The following is a 23,623-nucleotide window of genomic DNA, read 5'->3' on the forward strand; positions in this document are numbered from 1 at the left end:
TAGAAAGGGCTTGCTTCCAGCGCAAACGTTTGTGGCATCCAACTATTTTTGGTAAAATAGGGACATTCACATGAAAGAAGAAATAACGATGGAAAATCAAACCTTAATGCAATATTTTGAGTGGTATTTGCCCGCTGATGGGAACCACTGGACGCGTCTTGCTGAAGAGGCGCAACACTTAGCAGACTTGGGTATTCGTAAAGTCTGGATGCCGCCTGCTTTTAAAGCTACTTCTAACAATGACGTTGGGTACGGAGTCTATGACCTCTTTGATTTGGGCGAGTTTGACCAAAAAGGAACGGTTCGCACCAAATATGGCTTCAAAGATGATTATCTTCAAGCCATTCAAGCCCTCAAAGATGCAGGGATTCAACCAATGGCCGATGTCGTTCTCAACCATAAAGCTGCTGCCGATGGCTTAGAAGAATTCGAGGTCGTTGAGGTCGATCCGATGGATCGAAACAAGATCCTTACCGAACCTTTCACCATTCAAGGATGGACCAAATTCACCTTTGATGGCCGAAATGGCGCCTATAATGACTTCCACTGGCATTGGTACCATTTCACCGGTACGGACTACGATGCTTCACGTAATAAAAGTGGGATCTACCAAATCCAAGGGGACAACAAAGGTTGGGCCCATGGAGATCTGGTTGACAAGGAAAACGGAAACTACGATTACCTCATGTACGCCGATATCGATTTCAAACATCCCGAGGTTATAGAAAATCTCGACCAATGGGCTGAATGGTTTATCGAAACAACAGGGGTTGAGGGCTTCCGTCTGGATGCAGTCAAACACATTGACTCCTTCTTTATGAAGAATTTCATCCACAATATCACCAAAAAATATGGTGAAGATTTCTACGTCTTTGGTGAATTTTGGAATGGGGACACAGAAACCAACGATGAGTACTTGGAAAGCATTGACTACTTATACGACTTGATCGATGTGGCCCTCCACCAAAATCTCTTCCGAGCTAGTCAAGAAGGTGAAAATTTCGACCTGCGAACTATTTTTGACGGAACACTAGCGCTCAATCATCCTGAACAGGCCGTAACCTTTGTGGACAACCATGATACCCAACGAGGGCAAGCCTTGGAATCTACGATCCAAGAATGGTTTAAGCCTGCAGCCTATGCCTTGATCTTACTTCGTGAAGCTGGTTTGCCTTGTGTCTTCTATGGAGACTACTACGGTATCGAGGGCCAATTTGCGCAAGAAAGTTTCCAAGGGGTCCTCGATCGCCTCTTATGGGTTCGTAAAGATCTGGCTTATGGGGAACAAACGGACTATTTCGATGATCCTAATTGCATCGGTTGGACACGTTCAGGTACAGAAGAATCAGCACCAATCGCCTGCTTGATTTCCAATAACCAAGCTGCTACAAAAGTCATGGAGATCGGCTCATCCTACGCAGGCCTCACCTACTATGATGTCCTAGAAAATTGTAGCGAAACTGTCCAAGTTCAAGAAGACGGTACTGCTGAATTCCCAGTAGCAGAACGCTCCGTCAGCGTCTGGGTAGCCCAAGATACAGAGGGCCAATAACCTTTATATGTAATGTTCTCCTAGGATCTACATCTTCCTAGGAGAATTTTTTCCTGTAAAAATTTTATAGGAAATACAGCTTCATTTTAGCACTATAAGAAAGCGCTGTCAATGGGTGTCGCGTCTATTTAAAAGAAATAAAGAGCATCAAAAAACTCGTTTTCCAATATGGAAAACGAGTTTTCTGATTAGCTCAATTCTGCAATGATTTCTTTCAATTGCGCTTTCGTATGAACTCCAGCTACTTGTTTGACAACTTGTCCATCTTTTTTAAAGAGAAGAGTTGGGATCGACATGATACCGAATTGACGTGCTGTATTTGGATTTTCATCTACATCCATCTTACAGATTTTCAAATCATCTTCATGTACTTCTTCTGCCAACTGATCCAAGATTGGAGCTTGCATGCGGCATGGACCGCACCAAGTTGCCCAAAAGTCAATCAAGACAAGGCCTTGGCTGGTTTCTTGTTCAAAAGTTGCATCTGTGATTACGTGTGCCATATTTCCTCCTTTTTCAGTAGTGACTACTGATTCTGCATTTCTACTTTTATTTTACACTAAAAGATGTCATTTTAGAAATATTTGCTACGGGGACTCCTTAGGCATCTTCTCTCTTTTTGCGCCAAAAGATGAGGCTAGAAGCTGTTAGACTGATCATACCTAAGAGACCCAGAGCATGATCTTTGCTCCCTGTTTGAGGAAGGGTATGGTCTACCTGCTCTCCTCCTACTGCAGGAGTCACTTCTTGAGGATCTTCTACAAATCCTTGTGAAACAAATTGAGGTCCATAAGATACAGCTAGTGTAAGATGAGATTGCTCTTGTCTTGCTGATCCTGTTTGCATCTGTTCATCTTTTTCAGGAAGAGTTTGGCTTGGTTGGACAAAGTATTCTGGGCTTGGCAGTGTATACTCTTGCTTGTAGTGTACTTCTGGAGCGACTAGAGCAGTTCCTTCTATTTCTGGCAATTTCGCATAGTCAGTATCTGTTGCACTTGGTACATAGGCTGCCTTTTGGGCGCGGGTCTTTTCAACAATTGGAATCGCCGCCTGGATAGAATCTGTCTTGAAGGTCACTTCATATGGATGCTCCACCGTTAAATCAGACGGGTCATAGGTGTTAAAGACTAGAGCTAACTTGTGACCTTTCTTAACCGTATAGAGATTTGGTTGGAGATAAACCGTGTAATCGTGGTATTCCCCAACTTTTGGCTCGATGCTAGCTCGTGAGCTTGCTGAATCGTAGCCAGACTCAGGGTTCGCAAGGTTGATCCAGCCTTTCGCGATCACCTTGTACTTGGTCTTGATGGTTTCGTATTCGGCAACAGATAGGTTGCTTAAATTGCTTCCCATCCAGAAACCGTCTGCTGTTTTATCTTGCTTGACGCTACCATTTCCTACCACGTCAAAATCCTCATCTGCCACATCTACCAAGAGAGCGTTGATTTGGAAATTCTTTCCTTGACCTTTGGCAAGTGCTGCCTTGAAATGAACGGTGATGTGACCCTTGATCGTAGTGTCCTCAGTAACATCAGAAACGAAGGTCAGATTGGCCTTAGAGGATGCTTTGCTGACGGTTTCATTACGGTTAGCGATCTCAATACCTGCAGTCGCATAATCACTAGAAATAGTTTCTTCTAGGCGTTTCGAGCTTGCATTCAAGAAGAGACGTTGATTGCTCTTCCAGTTATCATAGCTTGCCCACTTGCTTGGATCATAGTTGTTTTGAGCTAGAACCGCTGGCAAGCTTTCGACGTGATTGTCCACCCCATAGAGGTAATGGGTCAGCCAGGTATTGAGCAGGTCATAAAAGTCCTGACCATTGGCGGTGATGCCGTATCCCCGTGACATAGCCGCTGGATAGACGTGATCTCCTTGGTGGAGATAGAGCTTGACATTTTGTCCTGCTTTCTTGAGGGCATCGTACATGAGTTCAAAGTGTTTGGTCTTGACATTGTCATCATTCAATCCATGGACGATCAGGGCGCTGGTCTTGAGATTTTCCGGATGAAGGGTATAATCCCGCTCCTTCCAGACATCACTGTAGTTACGATCGTGGGCGTACTGGTCCTTGTTCAGTTGGTTGATGTAGTTAGAATAGTTTTGCCAAATCCCTGCCCAGTCGTCTTGGTCCAGCATCCGTGTGCTAACGTAGAGGGAGAGCCATGAAAGGTCACTATAAGGTGCATTACCAAACTGGGTACCTTGGCTATTGAAATAATCATACCATGAGGCAATTCCTGCTGCCGGAACGATGGTCTTTAGGCCTTCTACGCCTGTTGCCGCCACACCAAAGGTCGTGGTTCCAGCCCAGGAGAGACCGGTCATAGCGACATTGCCACTTGCCCAGTCTGCCTTGATTTCAACATTGCTAGTCTTATCGGTGTAGGCCTTGCGTTTGCCATTAACCCATTCGATGATATTCTTAAAGGCATTGATTTCGAGATCGGATCCCGTCGTGTTAAATCCTTCTGATCCCTTGGTACCAAGTCCAGCACTGGAGATAAAGGCATAGCCTCTGACCAAGAAATAGTCGTACCAGTTGAGATCTTCGTAGTCATAGATATACTCGTAGGGACTGTAGTAATACCAATCCGATGCCTTGGCTTTTTTCGCTGCTTCTACTGTTGTTGCACTGCTTACTGGCTGTCTCTTTCCAGGTTGACTGTGCAGTTTCTTCATATCGTAGCTACCGTCTGTTGGAAGCCCCAAACTTTCAAGAGTCACATAGTTTTCATCGAGCGTCCCCGCTACGTAAGGACGCGCTTCCAGAATAGTTGCTGCCTTAAAATCACCTTGCGCTACGGCTTTTGGTAATTGAACAATGGCTTTGACTAAGTCAGGCTTGCCATCTGCATCGGTATCGTAGTCCGTTTCGACATAGACTGGGAAGCGTACAATTTGGCTGTCTTCATATTTGTAGTCTTGGTCTGATTTTTCTCCCGTCGTATAAGGGAAAATCGGCTGGGCACGACCATTTAAAAAGAGCGGACTTTTCTTTTCAGCCCGGTAGGCATCGTAGAGTTTCTTAGCTGTTTCATACATCTTGGCCAATTCTGGCTGACTAACCTTACGAGTCAGATCTTCTGATTTTTCAATCAAGCCTAAACTCTTGGCAAAGCGTTCGCGATCTGCTTGGCTTTGGCCCAATTGGCTAGGATCTGTTGCTGCCCATTGAAGCAAGCCATTAACAGCATCTTGGACCGTCAACTCTTTAGAGGCCTGATCCGCTGCAAGGGTGCTACCTGTGACCTTTGCCAAATCCTGACTTGTTGCCGGAGCTTCTGAAGGAGGAGCAGATTGAGGCCCAGCTTCCCTGTTTGTTGCTGCTGGACTTGCTACTGGGACCGTAGGCTCACTCTGTCTTGTGTGTTCTTCTGTAGCAGGGGCTACTTGATTTGCAACTGCCGTCCGATCCAGTGATGCCTCATTTGAACTTGCGGCTTCTTCACTTGTGACAGTGCTTGTGTCACGTGCTGTCGGTGTTACTTCAGTAGATGGAGCATGGACCACTTCTGTCGATGGAGCTAACTCTTCTGTCTGTTCATCTGCTGCTGCTACTTGATGCAAAACCATTGGCGCGATCAGTAAGCTCGATGCGACAATGGAAACCATTGTTTTCTTTTTCATGTCAGTCTCCTCACTTTTTGTAATCAACACTCCCATTATACTATGTAAGCGTTTTAATATCAAACAGATATTCATCTGATCCACAAAAAAACCGAGGCATCAGCCTCGGTTATCGATCCTTATTTAACGTGTTTCTTAAGATCTTCTTGTGCTTTTTTATTTGACTCTGCTTGTTCTTTTTGCCATTTTTCAAGGGCTTTGTTGTAGTCAGCAGTTGTCACAGCTTTATCTTGGAGTTTCATTCCTTTGTAGATCACGTGGTCTTTTCCTTTACCACCAGTCCATGCAAATGGAGCTGAGAATGGTTCGATACGTGTCAAGAATGGACGTCCAGTTGATGAAGAAGTTGGCATAACAAGGGCGCTATCAGTCAACCAAGCTTGCGCAGCCGCATATTTTTCATAGCGTTTGTTGACGTCTTGTGTTTCTGCACCAGCATCTTTGATCATCTTTTCAAAGTCGTACAGACCAACTTTTTTAGCTGCTTCATTGTTTTCACTTGGGTCAAATCCAAGGAAAGTCTTAGTATTTTCACCAGATGAAGCTTTCAAGATATCCATGTAAGTTGATGGGTCTTGGTAGTCAGGGCTCCATCCAACATTATCAGAGAGATCCCAGTCTTCGCCAGCCGCATTTGGCGCAAAGAGGGTCACATTTTGAAGGTCTTCTTTCGAAAGCATTTGGATATCGATGACGACATTTTCTTTACCAAGCGCTTCTTCAACTGATTGTTTGAAGGATTGTACCCGTTGAACTCTTGATGGAGTGGTTTGGTCCACAGGCATATCGATGTGAATTGGGAATTTCACACCATCTGCTTCCAAGGCAGTCTTCGCTTTTGCAAACTCTTCCTTCGCTTTCTTCGCATCGAAGAGACCGTTTTGACCATCATCTAGTTTAGTAGATTTCCACTCATCTCCATAGGTATCCAATTGTGTTTTCACCATTTCACCGAAGGTCTTGCCATCAGCTTGGACAAATGTTGGTGGAATGTAGAGGTTACGGATGATCTTGCTTGCTCCGTCTTTTCCGTTGAATTGAGCAGCATAAGCTTCACGATTGAAGGCAAAGCTGATCGCTTGACGGAAGTCCTTGTTCAAGAGGGCTTTCTTAGTAGATTGTTTTTCCTCATCGGTCTTCTTAGCAGTGTGTTTGTAAGATTGACGGTCGATGTTGGTACCAATAACATAAGAAGCGGCATCTTGAGGAGTGTAGGTGATTTCGTCTTTGAATTCTTTGGCTTGCTCTGAGTAACCAGATCCAGTTGGGAAGAGTTTTGCCAAGCTAAGAGCATTTTCACCGAATGATTTGGCCAATTTACTTTGGTCTTGTCCATCGTAGAATTCCAATTTCACATCTGAGATGTAGACCTTGTCTTTATCCCAGTAGTTTTCATTCTTGGTCATTTCGATAGAAGATTTAGAAGTAAAGCTCTTCAAGATGTAAGGACCATTGTAAAGAAGGGAGCTAGTATCACTTGCTTGGGCGAATTTATCCCCTTTTGATTTCACGAATTTTTCGTTGACAGGGAAAGTGATTCCAAGTGTCAATTTAGAGTTCCAGTAAGATTCTGGTTGGTTCAAAGTGATTTGAAGGGTATGATCATCAACTGCTTTTACTCCTACAGCTGAGAAATCTTTATTTTTACCACTGACGTAGTCATTCAAGCCTTTGATAGAATCTTGGATGATGTAGAGCATTTCTGATTTGTTATCAGCCGCATATTTGATCCCTGTAACGAAATCTTTAGCTGTTACATCCGCATACTCTTCGCCTTCTGAATCATACCATTTAGCATCGTCACGAAGTTTATAAGTATAAGTCAAGCCATCTTGGGAAACTGTCCAGTCTTTTGCAAGAGATGGAATCAAGTTCCCGTATTTATCATTTTCAAACAAACCATCAATCAAGTTTCCAGTGATATCGTGGGTTGCTGCTTTACCAGATGTGATATAGTTCAAGTTTTCAGGTTCCGTCTCATAGACATATGAGAATTTTTGACCGTTGCTTGAGCTAGATGATTTAGAACCACCCGAACAAGCTGCTAGGATACCTGCTGAAAGGAGGGCAACTCCCGCAAGTGCAATGACATTTCTTTTTTTCATGTAAAACTCCTTAAGAAATTTTAAGTTTATTTTAAGATTATACCACAAAGATTTTCAGAAGAAAAGGAATTTTCAGAAAATTTTAGTTTAAGAAAAGAACTACTCCGGAGAGTAGTTCCATTTTTTACTCTACTAAGTCGCTCTTGAGGTAAGCATCGACCATGCGCTCAGTTGCGACTACAGAATCCAAGTGGGTCCGCTCATATGAGTGGCTAGATTCGATCCCTGCCCCGAGAAGAGCGTGTTTCACTTCTGCTCCTGCGCTCATGGCTGCAGAGGCATCTGATCCATAGAAAGGATAGATATCCAACTTATAAGGGATTTCTTGGGCTTTTGCCAAGGCTACCAAATGCTGACGGAATTCGTAGTGATATGGTCCTGAAGCGTCTTTGACACAGATGGATACCGTGTATTCATCCGTCGCTTGGTCATCTCCCATAGCCCCCATATCCACTGCCAAGTATTCGACCACTTCAGCTGGAATACTAGAATTAGCCCCATGCCCCACTTCTTCAAAGACTGAAAAGGCAAAGGTGGTCGTTACTGGCAATTGGATCTGTTCTTCCTTGTAGACGCGCAGAAGATTCAAGAGAATCGCCGCACTCACCTTGTCATCTAAGTGACGAGATTTAATAAAGCCGGTATCTGTCACAATGGTCCGTGGATCAAAGCTGACAAAATCACCCACTTCAATGCCAAGGGCACGGGTTTCTTTTTCATTGGTCACTTTTTCATCCAGACGGACTTCCATATTGTCCTGGGTCCGCTCGACAGTTCCAGCATCCTTGTAGACGTGGCAAGAAGTCTGATGCACCAAAATCGTCCCAGAATGGGTCTTTCCTGTATTGGCTACATGGACCGTACAGTTTTCCCCTTCAATCATATTCCAAGGGAAACCACCGATACGGTCTAGCTTGAGACGGCCATCTGCTTTCACCGCTCGGACAATAGCCCCCAAGGTATCCACATGGGCTGTGACGTAGCGTTGCTTGTCTGTGATCACACCAGGCACGGTCACATTCACGCCGCCCTTAGCAGTCCGAGTTACTTCATAGCCAAAGCCTTCAATGGTTTTGACCAAATAGTCCGCGATTTCACGTGTAAATCCGGTCGGTGAAGGAATAGCTGTCAATTCCTGCAAATAAGTCACTGTCTGATTCATAATGCCTCCAAATGTGTTTTTCTTTATTCTAGCATGAAATAGGTGGAATAGCTAGAGGAGAGGTTACAGGTTAGCGTTTTTCAACTCTTCCCGTACTTGCATTAGGAGAAAGCCAGAGTTCTATTTATATTTTCAACACATTTTGGGAGAGATTCATCTAGTGCACCTAAAGAAACTTGTCCACAACTAACGGTGTCTAAACAAGTTCCACGCAGGCTATTTCAATGGTGAAACATAATTATCAGGATAAAATATGATGTAATTTTTGACAATATCTGTTAGACTATCTTCAGTTATGTTTCTCCACTTATGGAGATAGAAGGTTTCAGACTTGAGAACAGAGTGAAACCATTCGATACAGCCATTATCTGCTATTTCGCCTCTTTTCTGAGAATTCTTACACTCCTGTTTCCAGCGATAAAGGTGGAGCGTTTGACGCCGAAACATTCTAAAATAATAGATACAGCGCACGTTTTCTTATACTCTTCTACTAGCTTGATAAGACTTACTTTGTCGATTCTCTTATCAAGCTCTGATACTTTTTTAGTAATTCTACCTGCAAACGTAACTGTTCCACTTCAGATAACTGTTTCATCCCATTACCATAAGTATATTGTTTCCCCACGGGTTGGTGGAAACGGTACAATTCATCATTCTGATACCATCGCAACCAGTTCTTGGCCTGACTAGCATTTTTGATACTGAGGGTATCCATGATAACTTTATTTGATTTGCCTGCCTTCTTCATTTCGATACAGGCTAACTTAGTTTCTACCGAATATGCTTTTTTGACCATAACAAAACACTCCTGTTTCTAGTTTACCAGATTTCAACAGGAGTGTTTTCTTGTGTCTCATTTTATGGGTGCAGTGCCGACCCTAGGGATTCTTTCGTTCTCATATATACGTCATTAGTATAGGCTAATTTGATTTAAATTCCAAGAGAAATAACATTTTACATAAAAATCAGTGGGTATTTTACAATTTTTCCATATAATATAGCTAAAAAACAACTGGTTTTAAGAATTCTTATCTGAAACATTCGGAAATTTCCCTTAACCGTAGCGGAAAGTTGTTTTCTTCTCCTATTTATAATAGACTATCACTAACATTAGATGAAAAGGTGACTCTATGACTATAAATCAACTGCTTCAAAAGCTGGAGCCTACTAGCCCTATCCTTCAAGCTAACTTTGGAATTGAACGCGAAAGTCTTCGTGTCGATAGACAGGGAAAATTAGCACATACGCCTCACCCTTCCTGCCTAGGAGCTCGAAGTTTCCACCCTTATATTCAAACAGATTTTTGTGAGTTTCAGATGGAACTCATCACACCAGTTGCTAAATCTACCACTGAGGCTCGTCGATTTCTTGGAGCCATTACCGATGTAGCTGGACGTTCCATCAGTAAAGATGAACTTCTCTGGCCCTTGTCCATGCCTCCTCGTATCAACGCCCAAGAAATCCAAGTTGCCCAACTGGAAAATGAATTTGAACGCCATTATCGTAACTACCTGGCCGAAAAATACGGAACTAAACTACAAGCTATCTCAGGTATCCACTATAATATGGAACTAGGGAAAGATTTGGTTGAAGCCCTATTCCAAGAAAGTGACCAGATTGATATAATTGCTTTCAAAAACGCCCTCTATCTTAAGCTGGCTCAAAACTACTTGCGCTACCGTTGGGTGATTACCTATCTTTTTGGGGCTGCACCTATTGCTGAGCAAGGATTCTTCGACCAAGAAGTTCCAGAACCTGTGCGTTCCTTCCGTAACAGTGACCACGGCTATGTCAATAAGGAAGAAATACAAGTATCTTTTGCAAGCCTAGAAGACTATGTCTCTGCCATCGAAAACTATATCGAACAAGGTGATTTGATTGCGGAAAAGGAATTTTACTCGGCTGTTCGTTTCCGTGGACAAAAGGTTAATCGCTCCTTCCTTGACAAGGGAATCACCTACCTAGAATTCCGTAACTTCGACCTCAACCCCTTTGAGCGTATCGGTATTAGCCAAACTACCATGGATACCGTACACCTACTCCTTCTAGCCTTCCTCTGGCTGGATGCCCCTGAAAATGTTGATCAGGCTCTGGCTCAAGGTCACGCGCTGAATGAAAAAATTGCCCTCTCTCATCCTTTAGAACCTCTACCTTCTGAAGCTGAAACTCAGAACATTACGACAGCTCTAGACCAACTGGTGCAACATTTTGGGCTTGGTGACTATCATCAAGGGCTGGTCAAACAAGTTAAAGATGCCTTTGCAGATTCCAGTCAGACACTAGCTGCTCAACTTCTTCCTCATATCAAAGACAAGTCCCTTTCTGACTTTGCCCTTGACAAGGCGCTTGCCTATCATGATTACGACTGGACTGCCCACTATGCCCTTAAGGGTTATGAGGAGATGGAACTTTCTACCCAGATGCTGCTCTTTGATGCCATTCAAAAAGGGCTTCATTTTGAAATCCTAGATGAGCAGGATCAATTCCTTAAACTCTGGCATAAAGATCATGTTGAGTACGTCAAAAATGGTAACATGACCTCAAAAGACAACTATGTAGTTCCTCTTGCCATGGCTAATAAAACCGTGACCAAAAAAATCCTGGCTGATGCTGGCTTCCCTGTCCCTGCCGGCGACGAATTTACCAGTCTAGAACAAGGTCTAGCCTACTATCCTCTTATCAAGGGCAAGCAAATTGTGGTTAAACCAAAATCAACCAACTTCGGTCTGGGCATTTCCATTTTCCAAGAGCCTGCCAGCCTTGATAACTATAAGAAAGCTCTCGAGATTGCCTTTGAAGAAGATACAGCTGTTCTTGTTGAAGAATTTATCCCAGGAACCGAATACCGTTTCTTCATTCTGGACGGGCGTTGTGAGTCTGTCCTCCTTCGTGTCGCTGCTAATGTTGTCGGTGATGGCAAACACACCATTTGTGAATTAGTCGCTCAGAAAAATGCCAATCCATTGCGAGGCCGTGACCACCGCTCACCTCTGGAAATCATTAAGCTAGGAGACATCGAACAATTGATGTTGACTCAGCAAGGTTATGCACCTGATGATATTCTCCCAGAAGGGAAAAAGGTCAATCTCCGCCGTAACTCCAACATTTCTACGGGTGGTGACTCTATTGATGTCACTGAGACAATAGATTCCTCTTACCAAGAATTGGCAGCAGCTATGGCAACTAGCATGGGGGCCTGGGCTTGCGGGGTTGACCTCATCATTCCAGATAAAACTCAGCCTGCTAGCAAGGAAAAACCTCATTTCACTTGTATCGAGCTCAACTTCAATCCCGCTATGTATATTCACACCTATTGTGCTGAAGGTCCTGGACAAGCTATCACTCCAAAAATTCTAGACAAGCTTTTTCCAGAAGTTGCCACAAGTCAAACCTAAAACCTAATTCTTAGGAACAAACAAATCACCTTTATCTCGATGATATGATACCTCTTAAGTAGACAAGGTAAATACCTAAAATCTACGGCTTTTTGTCAACTTTAGTGGGTTGAAGAAAAGCTAAGCTCGAGAAAGGACAAATTTCGTCCTTTCTTTTTTGATATTCAGAGCGATGAAAATTCGCTTCTTGAAGTTTTCAAAGTTCCGAAAACCAAAGGCATTGCGTTTGATAAGTTTGATGAGATTATTAGTCGCTTCCAATTTTGCGTTGGAATAGGATAACTGAAGGTCATTGATGATTTTCCCTTTGTCCTTTAGAAATGTTTTAAAGACAGTCTGAAAAAGAGAATGAACCTTCTTTATATTGTCTTCAATGAGTCCAAAAAATTTCTCTGGTTCCTTATTCTGAAGGTGAAAAAGCAAGAGCTGATAGAGATTGCTGATAGAGATTATAGTGGTATTTCAAGTCTTCTGAATAGCTCAAAAGCTTGTCTAGGATTTCTTTATTGCCTAAATTGTCAAATTAAGTTAGACTTTTCAAGTAACTCAGAAAAACTTGGTAGGGTGATTGAAATAGTTCTAATGGTAATTCATAGACTATCCTCTGTTCAGCTATTCCTCCTTCATCAGTAACAAAAAAATATTTCTCATGATGTCGCCAAATATGTTGTCCATAACCTTTTATTTCCTCAAACTTACTAACTTCTTCCCAGCCTAGTTTACTATATTTCATGTATGTTCTCCTCTTTGGGTACTAATATCTTTCATGATGCCTTCTGGCATATTTCCTGGGAAGGTTTGTCCTCCTGGTTTCCAAAAATCTTCAAAAGCAGATGCTTCATTTTCGCTTGGAATTCTTGTATGAGATTGATGAAATGCTTCTAATTTTAAAATTTGATGCATTTACCATGATTCCAAGTTTTCTATTTGATTTAAAAGCTCCCATAATCTATTATTGTAGGCTTCAATTTCTTCATTAATTTTTAGTCGTTCCAAATAATCATTCTTCCAAACAAAAAAGTCTGATAGACCTCCTCTTGGAGGATAAAGGATATCTTTAATTTCTCTTATTGTAGGGAGTGAGTCACCATTTTCCAATGCACATTCTAATCCTTGTAAAAATGAAATTTGTACATGAATTGTCCCATCATTGTATTGATTTAATAGTGGTAATATTAATTTGATATTATCTAATAATTCTTTTCGTTTCATTTCTTTCCTCACTAATTTAATGGTTTTGAGCTAATAACCTCTACACCTTCTATTTTCCACGGAGTTTCAATAAAAATTTGTTCATATTCCAAACCACCTTGATAGATGCCTCCTTGACTCGCAACAGGTCCTCTGTATATTGTTGTGCCAGCTGGTATTTTTATTTCGTAAACTGTATTTAAAGGAGAGCTGCCAGTGTAGTTTCCTGAACGATCTGTCCAAATTGGTTTTACTGCCGTATTTATTCTAACTTCTATCTCAGAATGTGGGGCTGATTCTGTAAACCATTGCCCTAGCGGATTGCTTTGGTCGCCAGCTCGATATAATATTTTAGGAGACTTCAAAACTTCAACATCATACCGTCCCCCATAAAAATTAACATTAGGCTGACCTCTTAAATCATTTAGTGGACCAGGATTTGTATATGAATTATATTCATAAGTTTGCAAATCGGGATATTTAGATTGAATATTATTTACTACTGGTCCCTCAACATCTAAATTCTTAGGTGCAGGCTGAGGCTTGACTACCGGCTGAAGCCTCGTGGTTGAAAAGTCTTTAAACCCTGAATTCTCCCTCGCAAGCCTGCTTTCTTCTATATTTCGTAAAATATGTTCGCGATCATAAGGTTTTGTGGTTTCTGTTATAGTTTTACCATTGATATCTACCTTAAGGTTCACCTCAGGAATTACTGGATTCCTATTGAAGACAGGAATCTTCCCTTTTACCTTACTATATCCATCCGAGAAAGTTGTGTAGGGTTTATTGTAGTACTGATTATATCCAACATAAGTGGTTACCTTAAGGTAGCTCCTTAAAACTTTGTCCTATTTTTAATTTTCTACTATGTAAACTTGAAAACTCTTGACCTTACTGCCAACAACATGCTTTTCAACATCGCATTCCCACCAAGGAAGAATATCTTCTTCCAAAATTTCTAAAAATAAGTCTTTAGATGATAAGTCATCTTTTAAGAAGCTATCATAATTTTCAAGAATAAAGTTGTATTCTTCAGCTTTTATCCATGATAAGTCTGTCAGCCAATCTGTAATAGATGACCAATTATTGGCATCAGGAAGTCCGACATTTTTTTCAAGAAAACGAAATAGTTCTTCTTTGTTTTGGATCTGCTTCCCATCAAAATTTGCTACAAAGCCACTGAAAGGCAATCGATCTTGCATTTCAAGTTTCGTAATGTAATGAATTCTATTTTTCAGGATTTCAAACCTCTATTCTATTTTTTTAAAATGTTTTATAATGGTCTTCTGTTTTGAGTAAAATCTATTTTTGAATATCGATTTGAAAAAATAGGTTGATTCAAACTAAACTTGCTGGTTGCTGAGGAGGCCACATAACCTCCTACGATGTTCCCGATAAAGTTTGCGGTTTGAACATCTTCTTCGCTTCCACCTAGGAGTTTGGTCCCATGATAGACAACCTGACCACCTGTATAGAGATTTATTTCTCTTAGAATACAATATAATTATACAAAGTCTAATTGAATAGTTTGATTGCTCTCCATTTTTTTAGCTGTATTAATAATATTTTCTATTTCTCTTTGAGTTATCGGAAGATTCTCATGAGGAGGCTCCCATTGTGTCATACTATCTTTATAAACAACAAATTTTTTATTGATCAGCAATTCTCCTTGTGCTTTTAAGAGGAAACCATTCTCTAAATCAAAAGTAATTGTTGATCTTGTTCCTGTAATTTTCATTTCTACCTCTCGAATATAATTTTTTCTACCCCTGTTTTAGGATCTATTGTTGTAACCTTAGTAACATTTGGATTGGCCTTCAATCTTGGTAGTTCGATGTTTTCCCAAATATTTCCTGGTCGTAGTTCGCTACCAACTACAGCTCTTATTTCACCAGATACTTGCTCTGCGTAAACATTCGAAGCTTCCTCCCAAGCTGTTACACTTGAAGGAGTATTAAAATCCCATTCAGGCATTACAATGTTCGTATCATCAATCGTAGATTCTAATGTAACTCCTCCTTTATTTTTTGCTATTTTTTTCGCAACATCCATTCCTCCAATGCCATCTGTTCGTCCTGACCAGAAAAAAGCCGTATCTGGATCAGTTTTCAATCTACCTCTTATTAACTCAACATCAAAGTCAGTTTGAGTAAAATCTATTTTTGAATATCTATTTGAAAAGACAGGAATTACTGGTTTCCTATTGAAGACAGGAATTTTCCCTTTTACCTTACTATATACATCCGAGAAAGATGTGTAGGGTTTATTGTAGTACTGATTATATCCAACATAAGAGGTATACAAGGTACTTGCTAGTTGGAGGCTATCAGTAAAACCTCTCACCTTCTTGATATTTTTTGCACTATTGATTTCTTCCTGTGTAGCAGGTTTACCTGTAAAAGGATCAATACCTTCTTCAATTATATAATAATCATATTTAGTTTGAAAAGCAGGATCTCGCCAACTGAGCATTTTTTGACTATCTAAAAAGAAATAACGGTCTAGTAGGTAATGATAATTAGCTCGCTCTGTTTCAGATTTAAATAGTTGTGCATATGGATTCACATGAGCCATGGAGATCAATGTTTTAAGTTCTGGGTAGGCCTCTTCTAACGCTTCTTGATCCATTGCATCGATACGTTTCTTAAATTTTGGGTCCACCTTGGCTAATTCTGAAGGTAATAATCCTAAATGATCATTCTTAACTTCATTATATCTCTTCCATAACAATTTGAGATCATTCATATCCCACTTGGAGAGAACCACATCACCCTGCCCCATAGTCGTAAATCTTTTATAGGCTTGAATCACGTCTCCATACTCTTCCTCCAGTTCTGCACGTGACATTTTTGAGAGTTTGTCTTCTAATGTTTCAACCTTCGGATTCTTCACTTTGTTTAGGTTTGCTTGACGTTTTTGCCACCCTAAAGAGACTGTTTGCTTTCAAGATAGATCCACTCCACTACTTGGAGGCAAGTAGGTTCCACTAGCAGCATCTCCTGTCGCTAGCAGTTCTTTTGTTTAAATTAACACGCCTACAGAATCATCCTAATATCAAATTTTTTTGAGAAATACATGGACAAACTTCTTCTAAATTAATAAACTGACTTCATCATATGCTATAATTTAGTTATATTTTACAAAAATGAAAGTTTCTAACTAATGCCCCTATTTGCTCATTAATGTAACTGGGCTGTTATGTCATTATCAGTTTTATGTTATAGCTTTATCAAGGAGTTTCGTCTATGTTTCAATACCTTAAGCCTTTGCGCTGGTATCTTTTCTTTAATTTTCTCTTTAGTGGCCTGTCCAATATTTGTACGGCTCTTCTTCCATACTTTACACAAGAGTTAATTCGTGGCCACTATCAAATAGCTTTGTCAGGTTATTGCATCGCAGTTATAGGTTACCTGACTTGCAACTACATCCAAATGCGACTTGACTGGAAACAGGCCATTCTCTTTTCGACAAATCTAAAGAACGATTGGTTTCAATCTCTTTTAGGACTTGCCCACTATGATTTCAAGCAGAAAACAGTCGCAGAATACATTTCTTATCAATCTAATGATCTTGATTCACTGGAAAAAGATTATCTACCTCCACTGATGAGTTTTTTTAAGCAGATTCTACGAATTTTGATTTATACCATCATTATTACCAGAACGATCAATCCTATAGTGGCACTGATCCTACTGATTTCAACAGCCATCAGTATTCAAATTCCAAAGATCGTTGGTCGATTGACTGCGAAGCGTAGACAAACCTATCTTGAAAAGCAAGGTGATTATTATCGGACCTTGGAGGATCTATTCCGAGGACATCACCTAGTTAACAAACTTACTCTACCTCATTTTATAGAGCAACAAAGAAGTTCTCTCAAAAACTTGCAGGATAAGTATCTTGGGTATGGTTTGACTAAAATTACAGGTATTCTCTTGACGGGTATTTCTTTTGAATTCATTAGCCTTATTCTCTTTTCCTATCTAGCTTACTCTCTATCTCATCATCAAATTGGTATCCCTGAGGTGGTTGCAAGTTTTGGTTATATTACAGCCTTCTCAGAACCAATTCAAGAAATCCTTTACGATCTGCAAATGTTGGAGTCGGTAAAACCTGTAATTAAAAGCTTTCAAACTATTGTTAAGCATCCATCTTCAATTCAGTCACCACAGCCTTCCTTTGAAACGATCACATTGAAGAATCTTTCTAAACAACTTGGGGAATCAACATTGAAGATTTCTTTTGCCACCATTCACAAAGGAGATAAGATTGCCCTCATAGGAGAAAACGGATCAGGCAAGAGTAGCCTACTCAATATTTTAAATGGTACGGATGAGGATTTCCAAGGCGAGATCTTGCTGAACGATCTTCCCCTAAATCAGCTTTGGGGGAGATTTGGCCTGATCTTGCAACAAGAGCATAGCTTCATCTCTAGTTATGAAAATAATGTTACGCTATTCAATACTTTCCCCGCAGAGTTTAAGGATGAGGAATTTGAAGCAACACCTCCTCAATCCCTGTCAGGTGGTCAACAACAACGTATGTACCTCAATCGAGAAAAAAACCGCCAGAGTCCATTAGTTATTATGGATGAACCTTTTTCAGCCTTGGATGCTCATCAGTTCGAGGCAGAATTGAAAAAAGTACTAGACTTACCGTGTGCTGTCATCATTACTTTACACCGACAGAATGAAGCACTGAAGAACTTTGACCAAGTCTGGGAAATTAGATCTGGAGAACTAATCATTCAAAAAAATGAGTAGACTTGCTTTCTCACGAAGATTTGTTTTACCATGATCAATACATCATCAGGCACAGATAGATTGAGGTCATCTTAACCTCAAAAAGAGAGTGGGACAGAAATCGGTAATTCGTTAGAATTCGATTTCGTCGTCCCACCTCTGCACAGTTGAGTAGGGCTGTAAAAGCTGATGAAATCAGCGTAGTAGAGCCCACTCAACCACTGCGTCTTGCTCGACAACCTAAAAATAATTGAGAGGCTAGGACTTTTGTCCCAGTCTCTTTTTTATATTTAATTGTATTTCTTCCAACCCCTTCTATTACATCTTTAATTTCAAAAGGGATGAATCGTTTGATCAGTGCATAAGTAAACTGGATTGATCTTCTCAATACTTCCTACTCGTCAGTGGACTTCTTAACTGTAATCACTCAACTAAAGATTTTATTCATACAAATGCAAATCATGATTTGCACTCTCTAAAAAGATATCACTCATTTAAATACTCTTTTCCTTAAATCCTATTCTACAAAATATGCCCATGAATTCATACGAAAACAAAAAGAGAGCAACAAACTGAGCTGCTCTCCATTTTGTTTATTTTTCGACCATTCCGCCCTTGATAAGACTGTCTTTCGTTACTGAATAACTGACTGTTTTGTCATCTAGGGGATTAAAGCCTGGGACGATTTCTTTTAATTTATTAAAATCGATTTTTGTGTAATCAATGGTATTGCGGATATAAAAGATTCCGTCTTTGTATTCTGATGTTAGTTCAAATCCATGGCCCATCAGATCTTTGAATTTTTCTTGGCTCTTAGCCACGGCTTCTTTCATGGTTTCAAGAGGGTTCTCACCAGGCACTTTTGAGACGTCGTAATCATCAACTTTTTCTTGTAATAACAAGGTATCTCCCTTGTAATACAAGGTGATAGTTGACTTACCTGCTTCATCACTCGTTTCGAGAACGGTTTTTTGTGCACCTGCTAGTGCATCTTCTTTTTTGCTTTCATCAGTTGATGACTCTTTTGTCTTTTCTTTAGCGGATGATTTGCTTGTTGCTTTACTTGTCGCCTTAGTAGACGATGGACTAGTAGATTTTGTACTCTCTTTTTGTGCGCAACCAGCTAAAAGAAGACCTGCTGTCAAGAAGACGGCTAACATTTTTGTGGTTTTATTCATTTTGAATACCTCACTTTTTATGATGGTTAAGGAAATGACTGACGTTTGAAACGAGTCATTTAGCAAGATCAACTGTCATTTTAAATGTTATTAGAAAAGTCTCAAAAATGATGTCCGCAGTCCCTCCTTATCGATCATTGTAGCCATCTGGGTGGCTGGAATGCCAAGCCCAGGCTGTTTGGATAATGGTTTCGATATTGTCAAATTTAGGTTGCCAACCGAGGATGGCACGCGCCTTCTCAGAGGATGCGATCAGGGTATCTGGATCTCCTGGTCTGCGATCGGCCAGCTCAAGTGGGATCGGATGTCCTGTCACCTTGCGGGCTGCTTCAACGATTTGAAGATTGGAGAATCCTGTCGATGAGCCCAGATTAAAGGCAGTGGATGGGTTGCCATTTCGGAGATATTCCACTGCTAAAAGATGGGCATCTGCCAAGTCAAATGGATGGACGTAGTCCCGAACATTGGTGCCATCTGGTGTCTGGTAGTCATCTCCAAAAATAGAGATCTTCTCGCGTTTGCCTTGGGCCACTTGCAAGACGATTGGCAGGAGATGGGTCTCTGGTCCATGGTCTTCTCCGATGGATCCATCTGGCTTAGCACCTGCTACATTAAAGTAACGAAGGGGCACATACTTGATCCCGTAGGCTTGATCAGCCCAGCGCATAATGGTTTCCATCATGAGCTTGCTTTCCCCGTATGGATTGATTGGTTTTTGTGGAGTGGTTTCAAGAATCGGAATTTCTTCTGGAATGCCGTAAGTGGCAGCAGTTGAAGAAAAGACGATGTAGTGCCCCCCACATTCATGCATGACTTCCAAGAGTTTGACCATGCCTGCTGTATTGTTGTCAAAATATTTTAATGGATCTGCCATGGACTCAGCGACCAGTGAATAGGCCGCAAAGTGGATGACCGCATCGATATCTGCGTGTTCTTTAAACACAGTGCGCATAAAGTCTTTGTCCGCCAGGTCTCCTTGGTAAAAGACGGCATCTGGATGCACCGCTGCACGGTGGCCTGTGACCAGACTATCGACCACGACGACTTTTTCCTGTCCTTCATTGACCAAACGGTCCACCATGTGGGAACCGATGTAACCAGCTCCTCCGAGTACGAGTATTGCCATTTGTTTTCCTTTCGCTTCTTATCTTCTATCTTATTGTACCAAATTTCTGCCGCTTCTCCACACTTAAAGTGTCACAACAAAGCGCCTAAAGGCAGCTTGTCCTTCTGCCGTTCGCTTGTAGACTCCAGCATCTTCCAGCACGCGCGCAAAGATCTGGCCAACCGATTCACGGACAAGGGCTTCTGCCTCTGCTCCATCTGTGATGGCTGGGTTAGTGGCTTTCAAATCATCTGCCCAAGGCTGGTGGTAGGTTGCCACTGTACTCTCACGTCCAATCAAATAGTCTTGAACCTGCTTGAGCTCTTCCTTGAGGCGAGGTGGCAAAATGGCCAAGCCCATGACTTCGATCAGGCCGATATTTTCTTTTTTGATGTGTTGCACATCCGCATGTGGGTGATAAATGCCATCGGGATGCTCTGGTGAGGTTTGGTTGTCACGGAGCACCAAGTCCAATTCATAATGCCCATCACGAATCCGTGCAATGGGGGTAATGGTATGGTGGGGCTGACCGTCGGATGCCGCTAAGACCTGAACAGCTGGATCCGAGTAGCCTCGCCAGGCTGTTAGGATATGGTCTGCCAGGGCAATCAATTGCGCCTTGTCATCTGAATTCAAACGAAGAACTGACATGGGCCAGTTGACAATTCCTACCGATACAGCCTCAAATCCCTTAATGGTAAAGCTTTCCTCCACAGGAGCCAGCTCCATAGGGAAGGTGTGGCGTCCGCCTTGGTAATGGTCATGAGTAAGGATGGATCCCCCTACAATGGGCAGGTCTGCATTGGAGCCCGCAAAATAGCCTGGAAAAGTCTCGACAATGGTCAAGAGTCGCTCAAAGGTCTTGCGACTAATGGCCATGGGAACATGCTGGCTATCGAGGAAAATGCAGTGTTCATTGAAGTAGGCATAAGGGGAATACTGAAAGCCCCAGTCATGACCGTCCATGTCAAAACGGATAATCCGATGATTGGCCCGGGCTGGATGGTCTAGGCGACCTTGATAGCCTTCATTTTCAAAGCACAATTGGCAGGCTGGATAATGACTGGCTTTGGCAAGCTTGGCCGCTGCAATGTCTTTAGGATCTTTTTCAGGTTTTGACAGATTGATGGTGATTTCAAGAGAACCGTAGGGAGTTTCTGTCTCAAAGGCAATATTTTGCGCAATGGCTTTGACCTTGATGTAATCATTGCGCTTAGAGAGGGCATAGAAATCCGCAATCGCGTCTTCCTTGGACTGACGGTAGGTCTCCCAAAAGCGATGGTTGACTTGACTAGGACTAGGGGTGATCCAATCCATCAACTCCGCACCCAAACTGTCTTTTGCGGCCATACTATCCTGGATCTTGCTATTTGCAACAGCGATCTCTACCAGCTGATCTTTAAGTGCGATCAACTCTTCTTTTTGGACTGGTCCGTCTAGCCCTTCTTCTCCAACGCGACTCATGATGCGATTTTTTAGATAAATCCGATCCATCTCTTCGTAGTCACTCGCCGCTATGACGGCTGTGACAAATGCATCCAAAATTCCCTGATTCATTGATTCTCCTTCTTACGTTTTAAATAGTCTCTGACAGCATCCAAATCCTGGAAAACTTGTTCTGCTTTAGTTAAGAAAGACTGTGCTGGTACTTTTAAATCTGGAACACATATGACTGGGATTCCAGCCCGATAGGCTGCTTCAATCCCTGCCTCACTATCCTCTAGTACTAAGCAATTCTCTGGTAAAGCATTCAAATCACTACAAGCCTTTAAAAATATATCTGGGTAAGGTTTACTTCGTTTGACATCTTTTGCAAAAACTAGATGATCAAATAGGGACAGGATCCCATTGCTATCCAAGATCATTCTAGCCCGAGATTCAACACTTGAAGTTGCTAAGGCGATTGGAATGCCCTCTGTTTTCAAAAAAGTAAGTAAATTCTTAGCACCTTTTTTTAAATGAACACCTTGGGCTAAGATTTTAGCTTCCAGTTCATAGACTTTAGCCAAGGTTTGGTCAAAGTTCCAAGGTAAATCATAGGTATCCAAAAACCGTTGAACATTCTCCTCTTCCCTATGTCCACTGTAGTCTCTAGAATAAGTTTCTTCTGTGAAAGGAATTCCAAAATCTCTAAGCAATTCTTGATAAACTTTTAGAGAAATGATTTCAGTATCGGCTAATAAGCCATCTAAATCAAATATTACAGCTTCCATTATTATCACCTAGTCTAAAACTCGTGTCCCTGCCGCAACTTCTGCAATATAAAAGCTAGGCGCATAACCAACGACTTCTTCATAGCGTTTGCCGACAGCTTCTTTAAATGCTTCAACCTTATCTTTGTTTACGAGGGCAATGGCACAACCACCAAAGCCTGCTCCAGTCATACGAGCACCCAAGACGCCTTCTTGTTCCCAGGCTGTATGCACCAAGGTATCTAATTCTAGACCAGTCACTTCGTAGTCATGCTCCAAGGATACGTGGGAAGCATTCATGAGACGGCCAAAGCCTTCCAAATCACCTGCTTCAAGTGCCTTACGAGCTTGGAGGGTCCGTTGGTTTTCAAGTACAGCATGACGAGCCCGTTTGATGCGATTTTCATCCTTGATCAAGTAGCTGTAGGCATCAAAAGACCAGAGATCCAATTCCCCTAAGGTTTGGATATCCAATTTTTCTTGGAGTTCAGAGACGGCGGTTTCACATTCTGAACGACGTTCATTGTATTTTGAATCCGCTAATTCCCGGCGTTTGTTGGTATTCATGATGACTACGACATTGTCTTTGAGGTCCAGCGGTACCAAATCATACTCTAGGGTGTTGGTATCGAGATAAATAGCCCGTTGGTCGGCTCCCATACCGATGGCAAATTGGTCCATGATCCCAGAGTTGACTCCGATGAAGTGATTTTCAGTTTGTTTGCCGATCTTGACCAGATCTAGACGATCTAACTGAAGATCATATAGTTTCTCAGCGATAACGCCAATCAAGAGCTCAAGCGAAGCTGAAGAAGAAAGACCGGATCCATTTGGAATATTGCCGTAGACATAGACGTCCATTCCGCTATCAATAACATGACCCGCTTCTTGCAAGAAATGGAGCACGCCTTTTGGATAGTTGGTCCAGTTGTGCTCTTTTTCAAAGTGGAGATTATCCAGTGGGACTTCAATGATCCCCTTGTCTTCAAAGTTTCCTGAGAAGAAACGCAAGACCTTATCCTCACGCTTTCTTGCCGCTCCGTAGGTACCAAGTGTGATAGCCGCTGGGAAGACATGGCCACCATTATAGTCAGTATGTTCACCAATCAGATTAATCCGTCCTGGTGAGAAGAAAGTGTGGTCAGCCTTTTCCCCAAAGACAGCCTGGAATTTTGCTTGTAAATCTTGAGATGTGATTGTTGTCGTCATGAGAAACTCCTTTAGTTTTGTAAACGTTTTTATACTTGTATTATATCTGATCAGAAGTAAAACTTCAAGTGTTTTTAGTAAAATTTTATTAATTTTTTATTTTATGTCCAAAAAGGCTATAACAAAGGTTTTTCCTCTGATTATAACTTCTATTTCACTCTT

Annotated in this window: 18 protein-coding genes and 3 pseudogenes; 3 read left to right on the forward strand and 18 right to left on the reverse strand. The window is 41.6% G+C overall.

Annotated elements, in window-relative coordinates; translation table 11 throughout:
- The first annotated feature begins 70 nt into the window (after positions 1-70).
- On the forward strand, positions 71-1,552 hold the full coding sequence (locus HMPREF2893_RS08285) for an alpha-amylase (protein WP_083312248.1): 1,482 nt from the start codon (positions 71-73) through the stop codon (positions 1,550-1,552).
- Positions 1,553-1,740: 188 nt separating this feature from the next.
- Here HMPREF2893_RS08285 and trxA read toward each other — a convergent pair whose 3' ends face one another.
- From trxA to HMPREF2893_RS08310, 5 genes and pseudogenes are all read right to left on the reverse strand, one after another.
- The gene (gene trxA / locus HMPREF2893_RS08290; RefSeq protein ID WP_003002728.1) at positions 1,741-2,055 is read right to left on the reverse strand and encodes a thioredoxin; all 315 of its coding nucleotides are present in this window, start codon (positions 2,053-2,055) and stop codon (positions 1,741-1,743) included.
- A 97-nt stretch (positions 2,056-2,152) separates the two neighbouring features.
- A complete protein-coding gene (locus HMPREF2893_RS08295; protein ID WP_070675701.1) occupies positions 2,153-5,182 on the reverse strand; it encodes a CocE/NonD family hydrolase in 3,030 nt (1,009 codons plus the stop codon).
- Between the two features lie 119 nt (positions 5,183-5,301).
- Positions 5,302-7,287 (reverse strand): peptide ABC transporter substrate-binding protein, encoded by a 1,986-nt coding sequence (locus HMPREF2893_RS08300; RefSeq protein ID WP_070675703.1) that lies wholly within the window; start codon positions 7,285-7,287, stop codon positions 5,302-5,304.
- Between the two features lie 124 nt (positions 7,288-7,411).
- Positions 7,412-8,449, reverse strand: coding sequence for a M42 family metallopeptidase (locus tag HMPREF2893_RS08305; protein ID WP_070675706.1), 1,038 nt, complete (start codon positions 8,447-8,449; stop codon positions 7,412-7,414).
- Between the two features lie 541 nt (positions 8,450-8,990).
- Positions 8,991-9,245: pseudogene (locus HMPREF2893_RS08310) on the reverse strand (IS3 family transposase); the annotation flags it as partial.
- 334 nt (positions 9,246-9,579) lie between these two features.
- Between HMPREF2893_RS08310 and gshAB the strand changes: the two are divergent.
- Complete coding sequence (gshAB, locus tag HMPREF2893_RS08315) at positions 9,580-11,844, forward strand: bifunctional glutamate--cysteine ligase GshA/glutathione synthetase GshB (RefSeq protein WP_070675708.1); 2,265 nt, start codon at positions 9,580-9,582, stop codon at positions 11,842-11,844.
- A 120-nt stretch (positions 11,845-11,964) separates the two neighbouring features.
- Here gshAB and HMPREF2893_RS08320 read toward each other — a convergent pair.
- From HMPREF2893_RS08320 to HMPREF2893_RS11125, 8 genes and pseudogenes are all read right to left on the reverse strand, one after another.
- Positions 11,965-12,361 (reverse strand): annotated as a pseudogene (locus tag HMPREF2893_RS08320) (transposase); the annotation flags it as partial.
- Positions 12,362-12,367: 6 nt separating this feature from the next.
- The gene (locus tag HMPREF2893_RS08325) at positions 12,368-12,577 is read right to left on the reverse strand and encodes a hypothetical protein (protein ID WP_070675710.1); all 210 of its coding nucleotides are present in this window, start codon (positions 12,575-12,577) and stop codon (positions 12,368-12,370) included.
- Positions 12,574-12,747, reverse strand: coding sequence for a hypothetical protein (locus tag HMPREF2893_RS11095; protein WP_158000719.1), 174 nt, complete (start codon positions 12,745-12,747; stop codon positions 12,574-12,576). Before HMPREF2893_RS11095 ends, HMPREF2893_RS08325 begins: the two co-directional genes overlap by 4 nt.
- Positions 12,748-13,056, reverse strand: coding sequence for a hypothetical protein (locus HMPREF2893_RS08330; RefSeq protein ID WP_070675712.1), 309 nt, complete (start codon positions 13,054-13,056; stop codon positions 12,748-12,750). It abuts the gene before it with no gap.
- A gap of 11 nt (positions 13,057-13,067) precedes the next feature.
- A complete protein-coding gene (locus HMPREF2893_RS11220) occupies positions 13,068-13,736 on the reverse strand; it encodes a hypothetical protein (protein ID WP_053092684.1) in 669 nt (222 codons plus the stop codon).
- Between the two features lie 153 nt (positions 13,737-13,889).
- Complete coding sequence (locus HMPREF2893_RS08340) at positions 13,890-14,237, reverse strand: barstar family protein (RefSeq protein ID WP_003007812.1); 348 nt, start codon at positions 14,235-14,237, stop codon at positions 13,890-13,892.
- 302 nt (positions 14,238-14,539) lie between these two features.
- Positions 14,540-14,773, reverse strand: coding sequence for an Imm74 family immunity protein (locus HMPREF2893_RS08345; protein WP_003007814.1), 234 nt, complete (start codon positions 14,771-14,773; stop codon positions 14,540-14,542).
- Between the two features lie 2 nt (positions 14,774-14,775).
- Positions 14,776-16,032: pseudogene (locus HMPREF2893_RS11125) on the reverse strand (hypothetical protein); the annotation flags it as partial.
- Between the two features lie 248 nt (positions 16,033-16,280).
- Between HMPREF2893_RS11125 and HMPREF2893_RS08355 the strand changes: the two are divergent.
- The gene (locus HMPREF2893_RS08355; RefSeq protein WP_070675714.1) at positions 16,281-17,798 is read left to right on the forward strand and encodes an ATP-binding cassette domain-containing protein; all 1,518 of its coding nucleotides are present in this window, start codon (positions 16,281-16,283) and stop codon (positions 17,796-17,798) included.
- A 572-nt stretch (positions 17,799-18,370) separates the two neighbouring features.
- On the opposite strand, the gene HMPREF2893_RS08360 is transcribed toward HMPREF2893_RS08355, so the two are convergent.
- The 5 genes from HMPREF2893_RS08360 to HMPREF2893_RS08380 all read right to left on the reverse strand — a co-directional run bounded on the left by HMPREF2893_RS08360 (position 18,371) and on the right by HMPREF2893_RS08380 (position 23,461).
- The gene (locus HMPREF2893_RS08360; protein WP_003007820.1) at positions 18,371-18,955 is read right to left on the reverse strand and encodes a DUF1307 domain-containing protein; all 585 of its coding nucleotides are present in this window, start codon (positions 18,953-18,955) and stop codon (positions 18,371-18,373) included.
- Positions 18,956-19,082: 127 nt separating this feature from the next.
- Positions 19,083-20,081, reverse strand: a complete 999-nt coding sequence (gene galE, locus HMPREF2893_RS08365; RefSeq protein ID WP_070675716.1) for a UDP-glucose 4-epimerase GalE — start codon at positions 20,079-20,081, stop codon at positions 19,083-19,085.
- A 63-nt stretch (positions 20,082-20,144) separates the two neighbouring features.
- Positions 20,145-21,617: a UDP-glucose--hexose-1-phosphate uridylyltransferase gene (gene galT / locus HMPREF2893_RS08370; protein WP_070675718.1), complete on the reverse strand. Its 1,473-nt coding sequence runs from the start codon at positions 21,615-21,617 to the stop codon at positions 20,145-20,147.
- The gene (locus tag HMPREF2893_RS08375) at positions 21,614-22,273 is read right to left on the reverse strand and encodes an HAD family hydrolase (RefSeq protein WP_070675721.1); all 660 of its coding nucleotides are present in this window, start codon (positions 22,271-22,273) and stop codon (positions 21,614-21,616) included. Before HMPREF2893_RS08375 ends, galT begins: the two co-directional genes overlap by 4 nt.
- A gap of 9 nt (positions 22,274-22,282) precedes the next feature.
- Complete coding sequence (locus HMPREF2893_RS08380) at positions 22,283-23,461, reverse strand: galactokinase (protein WP_371106655.1); 1,179 nt, start codon at positions 23,459-23,461, stop codon at positions 22,283-22,285.
- Positions 23,462-23,623 lie beyond the last annotated feature (162 nt).

The organism is Streptococcus sp. HMSC072C09 (assembly GCF_001813105.1).
Classification (GTDB): Bacteria; Bacillota; Bacilli; order Lactobacillales; family Streptococcaceae; genus Streptococcus.

Excerpts from the sequence above, each read along its gene's own strand:
- HMPREF2893_RS08380 (WP_371106655.1), bottom strand. The coding sequence starts at position 23,461 with ATGACGACAACAATCACATCTCAAGATTTACAAGCAAAATTCCAGGCT.
- gshAB (WP_070675708.1), top strand. The coding sequence starts at position 9,580 with ATGACTATAAATCAACTGCTTCAAAAGCTGGAGCCTACTAGCCCTATC.
- HMPREF2893_RS08295 (WP_070675701.1), bottom strand. The coding sequence starts at position 5,182 with ATGAAAAAGAAAACAATGGTTTCCATTGTCGCATCGAGCTTACTGATC.
- galE (WP_070675716.1), bottom strand. The coding sequence starts at position 20,081 with ATGGCAATACTCGTACTCGGAGGAGCTGGTTACATCGGTTCCCACATG.
- HMPREF2893_RS08300 (WP_070675703.1), bottom strand. The coding sequence starts at position 7,287 with ATGAAAAAAAGAAATGTCATTGCACTTGCGGGAGTTGCCCTCCTTTCA.
- trxA (WP_003002728.1), bottom strand. The coding sequence starts at position 2,055 with ATGGCACACGTAATCACAGATGCAACTTTTGAACAAGAAACCAGCCAA.
- HMPREF2893_RS08285 (WP_083312248.1), top strand. The coding sequence starts at position 71 with ATGAAAGAAGAAATAACGATGGAAAATCAAACCTTAATGCAATATTTT.
- HMPREF2893_RS11095 (WP_158000719.1), bottom strand. The coding sequence starts at position 12,747 with ATGCATCAAATTTTAAAATTAGAAGCATTTCATCAATCTCATACAAGA.
- HMPREF2893_RS08305 (WP_070675706.1), bottom strand. The coding sequence starts at position 8,449 with ATGAATCAGACAGTGACTTATTTGCAGGAATTGACAGCTATTCCTTCA.
- HMPREF2893_RS08355 (WP_070675714.1), top strand. The coding sequence starts at position 16,281 with ATGTTTCAATACCTTAAGCCTTTGCGCTGGTATCTTTTCTTTAATTTT.
- HMPREF2893_RS08340 (WP_003007812.1), bottom strand. The coding sequence starts at position 14,237 with ATGCAAGATCGATTGCCTTTCAGTGGCTTTGTAGCAAATTTTGATGGG.
- HMPREF2893_RS08345 (WP_003007814.1), bottom strand. The coding sequence starts at position 14,773 with ATGAAAATTACAGGAACAAGATCAACAATTACTTTTGATTTAGAGAAT.
- HMPREF2893_RS08360 (WP_003007820.1), bottom strand. The coding sequence starts at position 18,955 with ATGAATAAAACCACAAAAATGTTAGCCGTCTTCTTGACAGCAGGTCTT.
- HMPREF2893_RS08375 (WP_070675721.1), bottom strand. The coding sequence starts at position 22,273 with ATGGAAGCTGTAATATTTGATTTAGATGGCTTATTAGCCGATACTGAA.
- galT (WP_070675718.1), bottom strand. The coding sequence starts at position 21,617 with ATGAATCAGGGAATTTTGGATGCATTTGTCACAGCCGTCATAGCGGCG.
- HMPREF2893_RS08325 (WP_070675710.1), bottom strand. The coding sequence starts at position 12,577 with ATGAAATATAGTAAACTAGGCTGGGAAGAAGTTAGTAAGTTTGAGGAA.
- HMPREF2893_RS08330 (WP_070675712.1), bottom strand. The coding sequence starts at position 13,056 with ATGAAACGAAAAGAATTATTAGATAATATCAAATTAATATTACCACTA.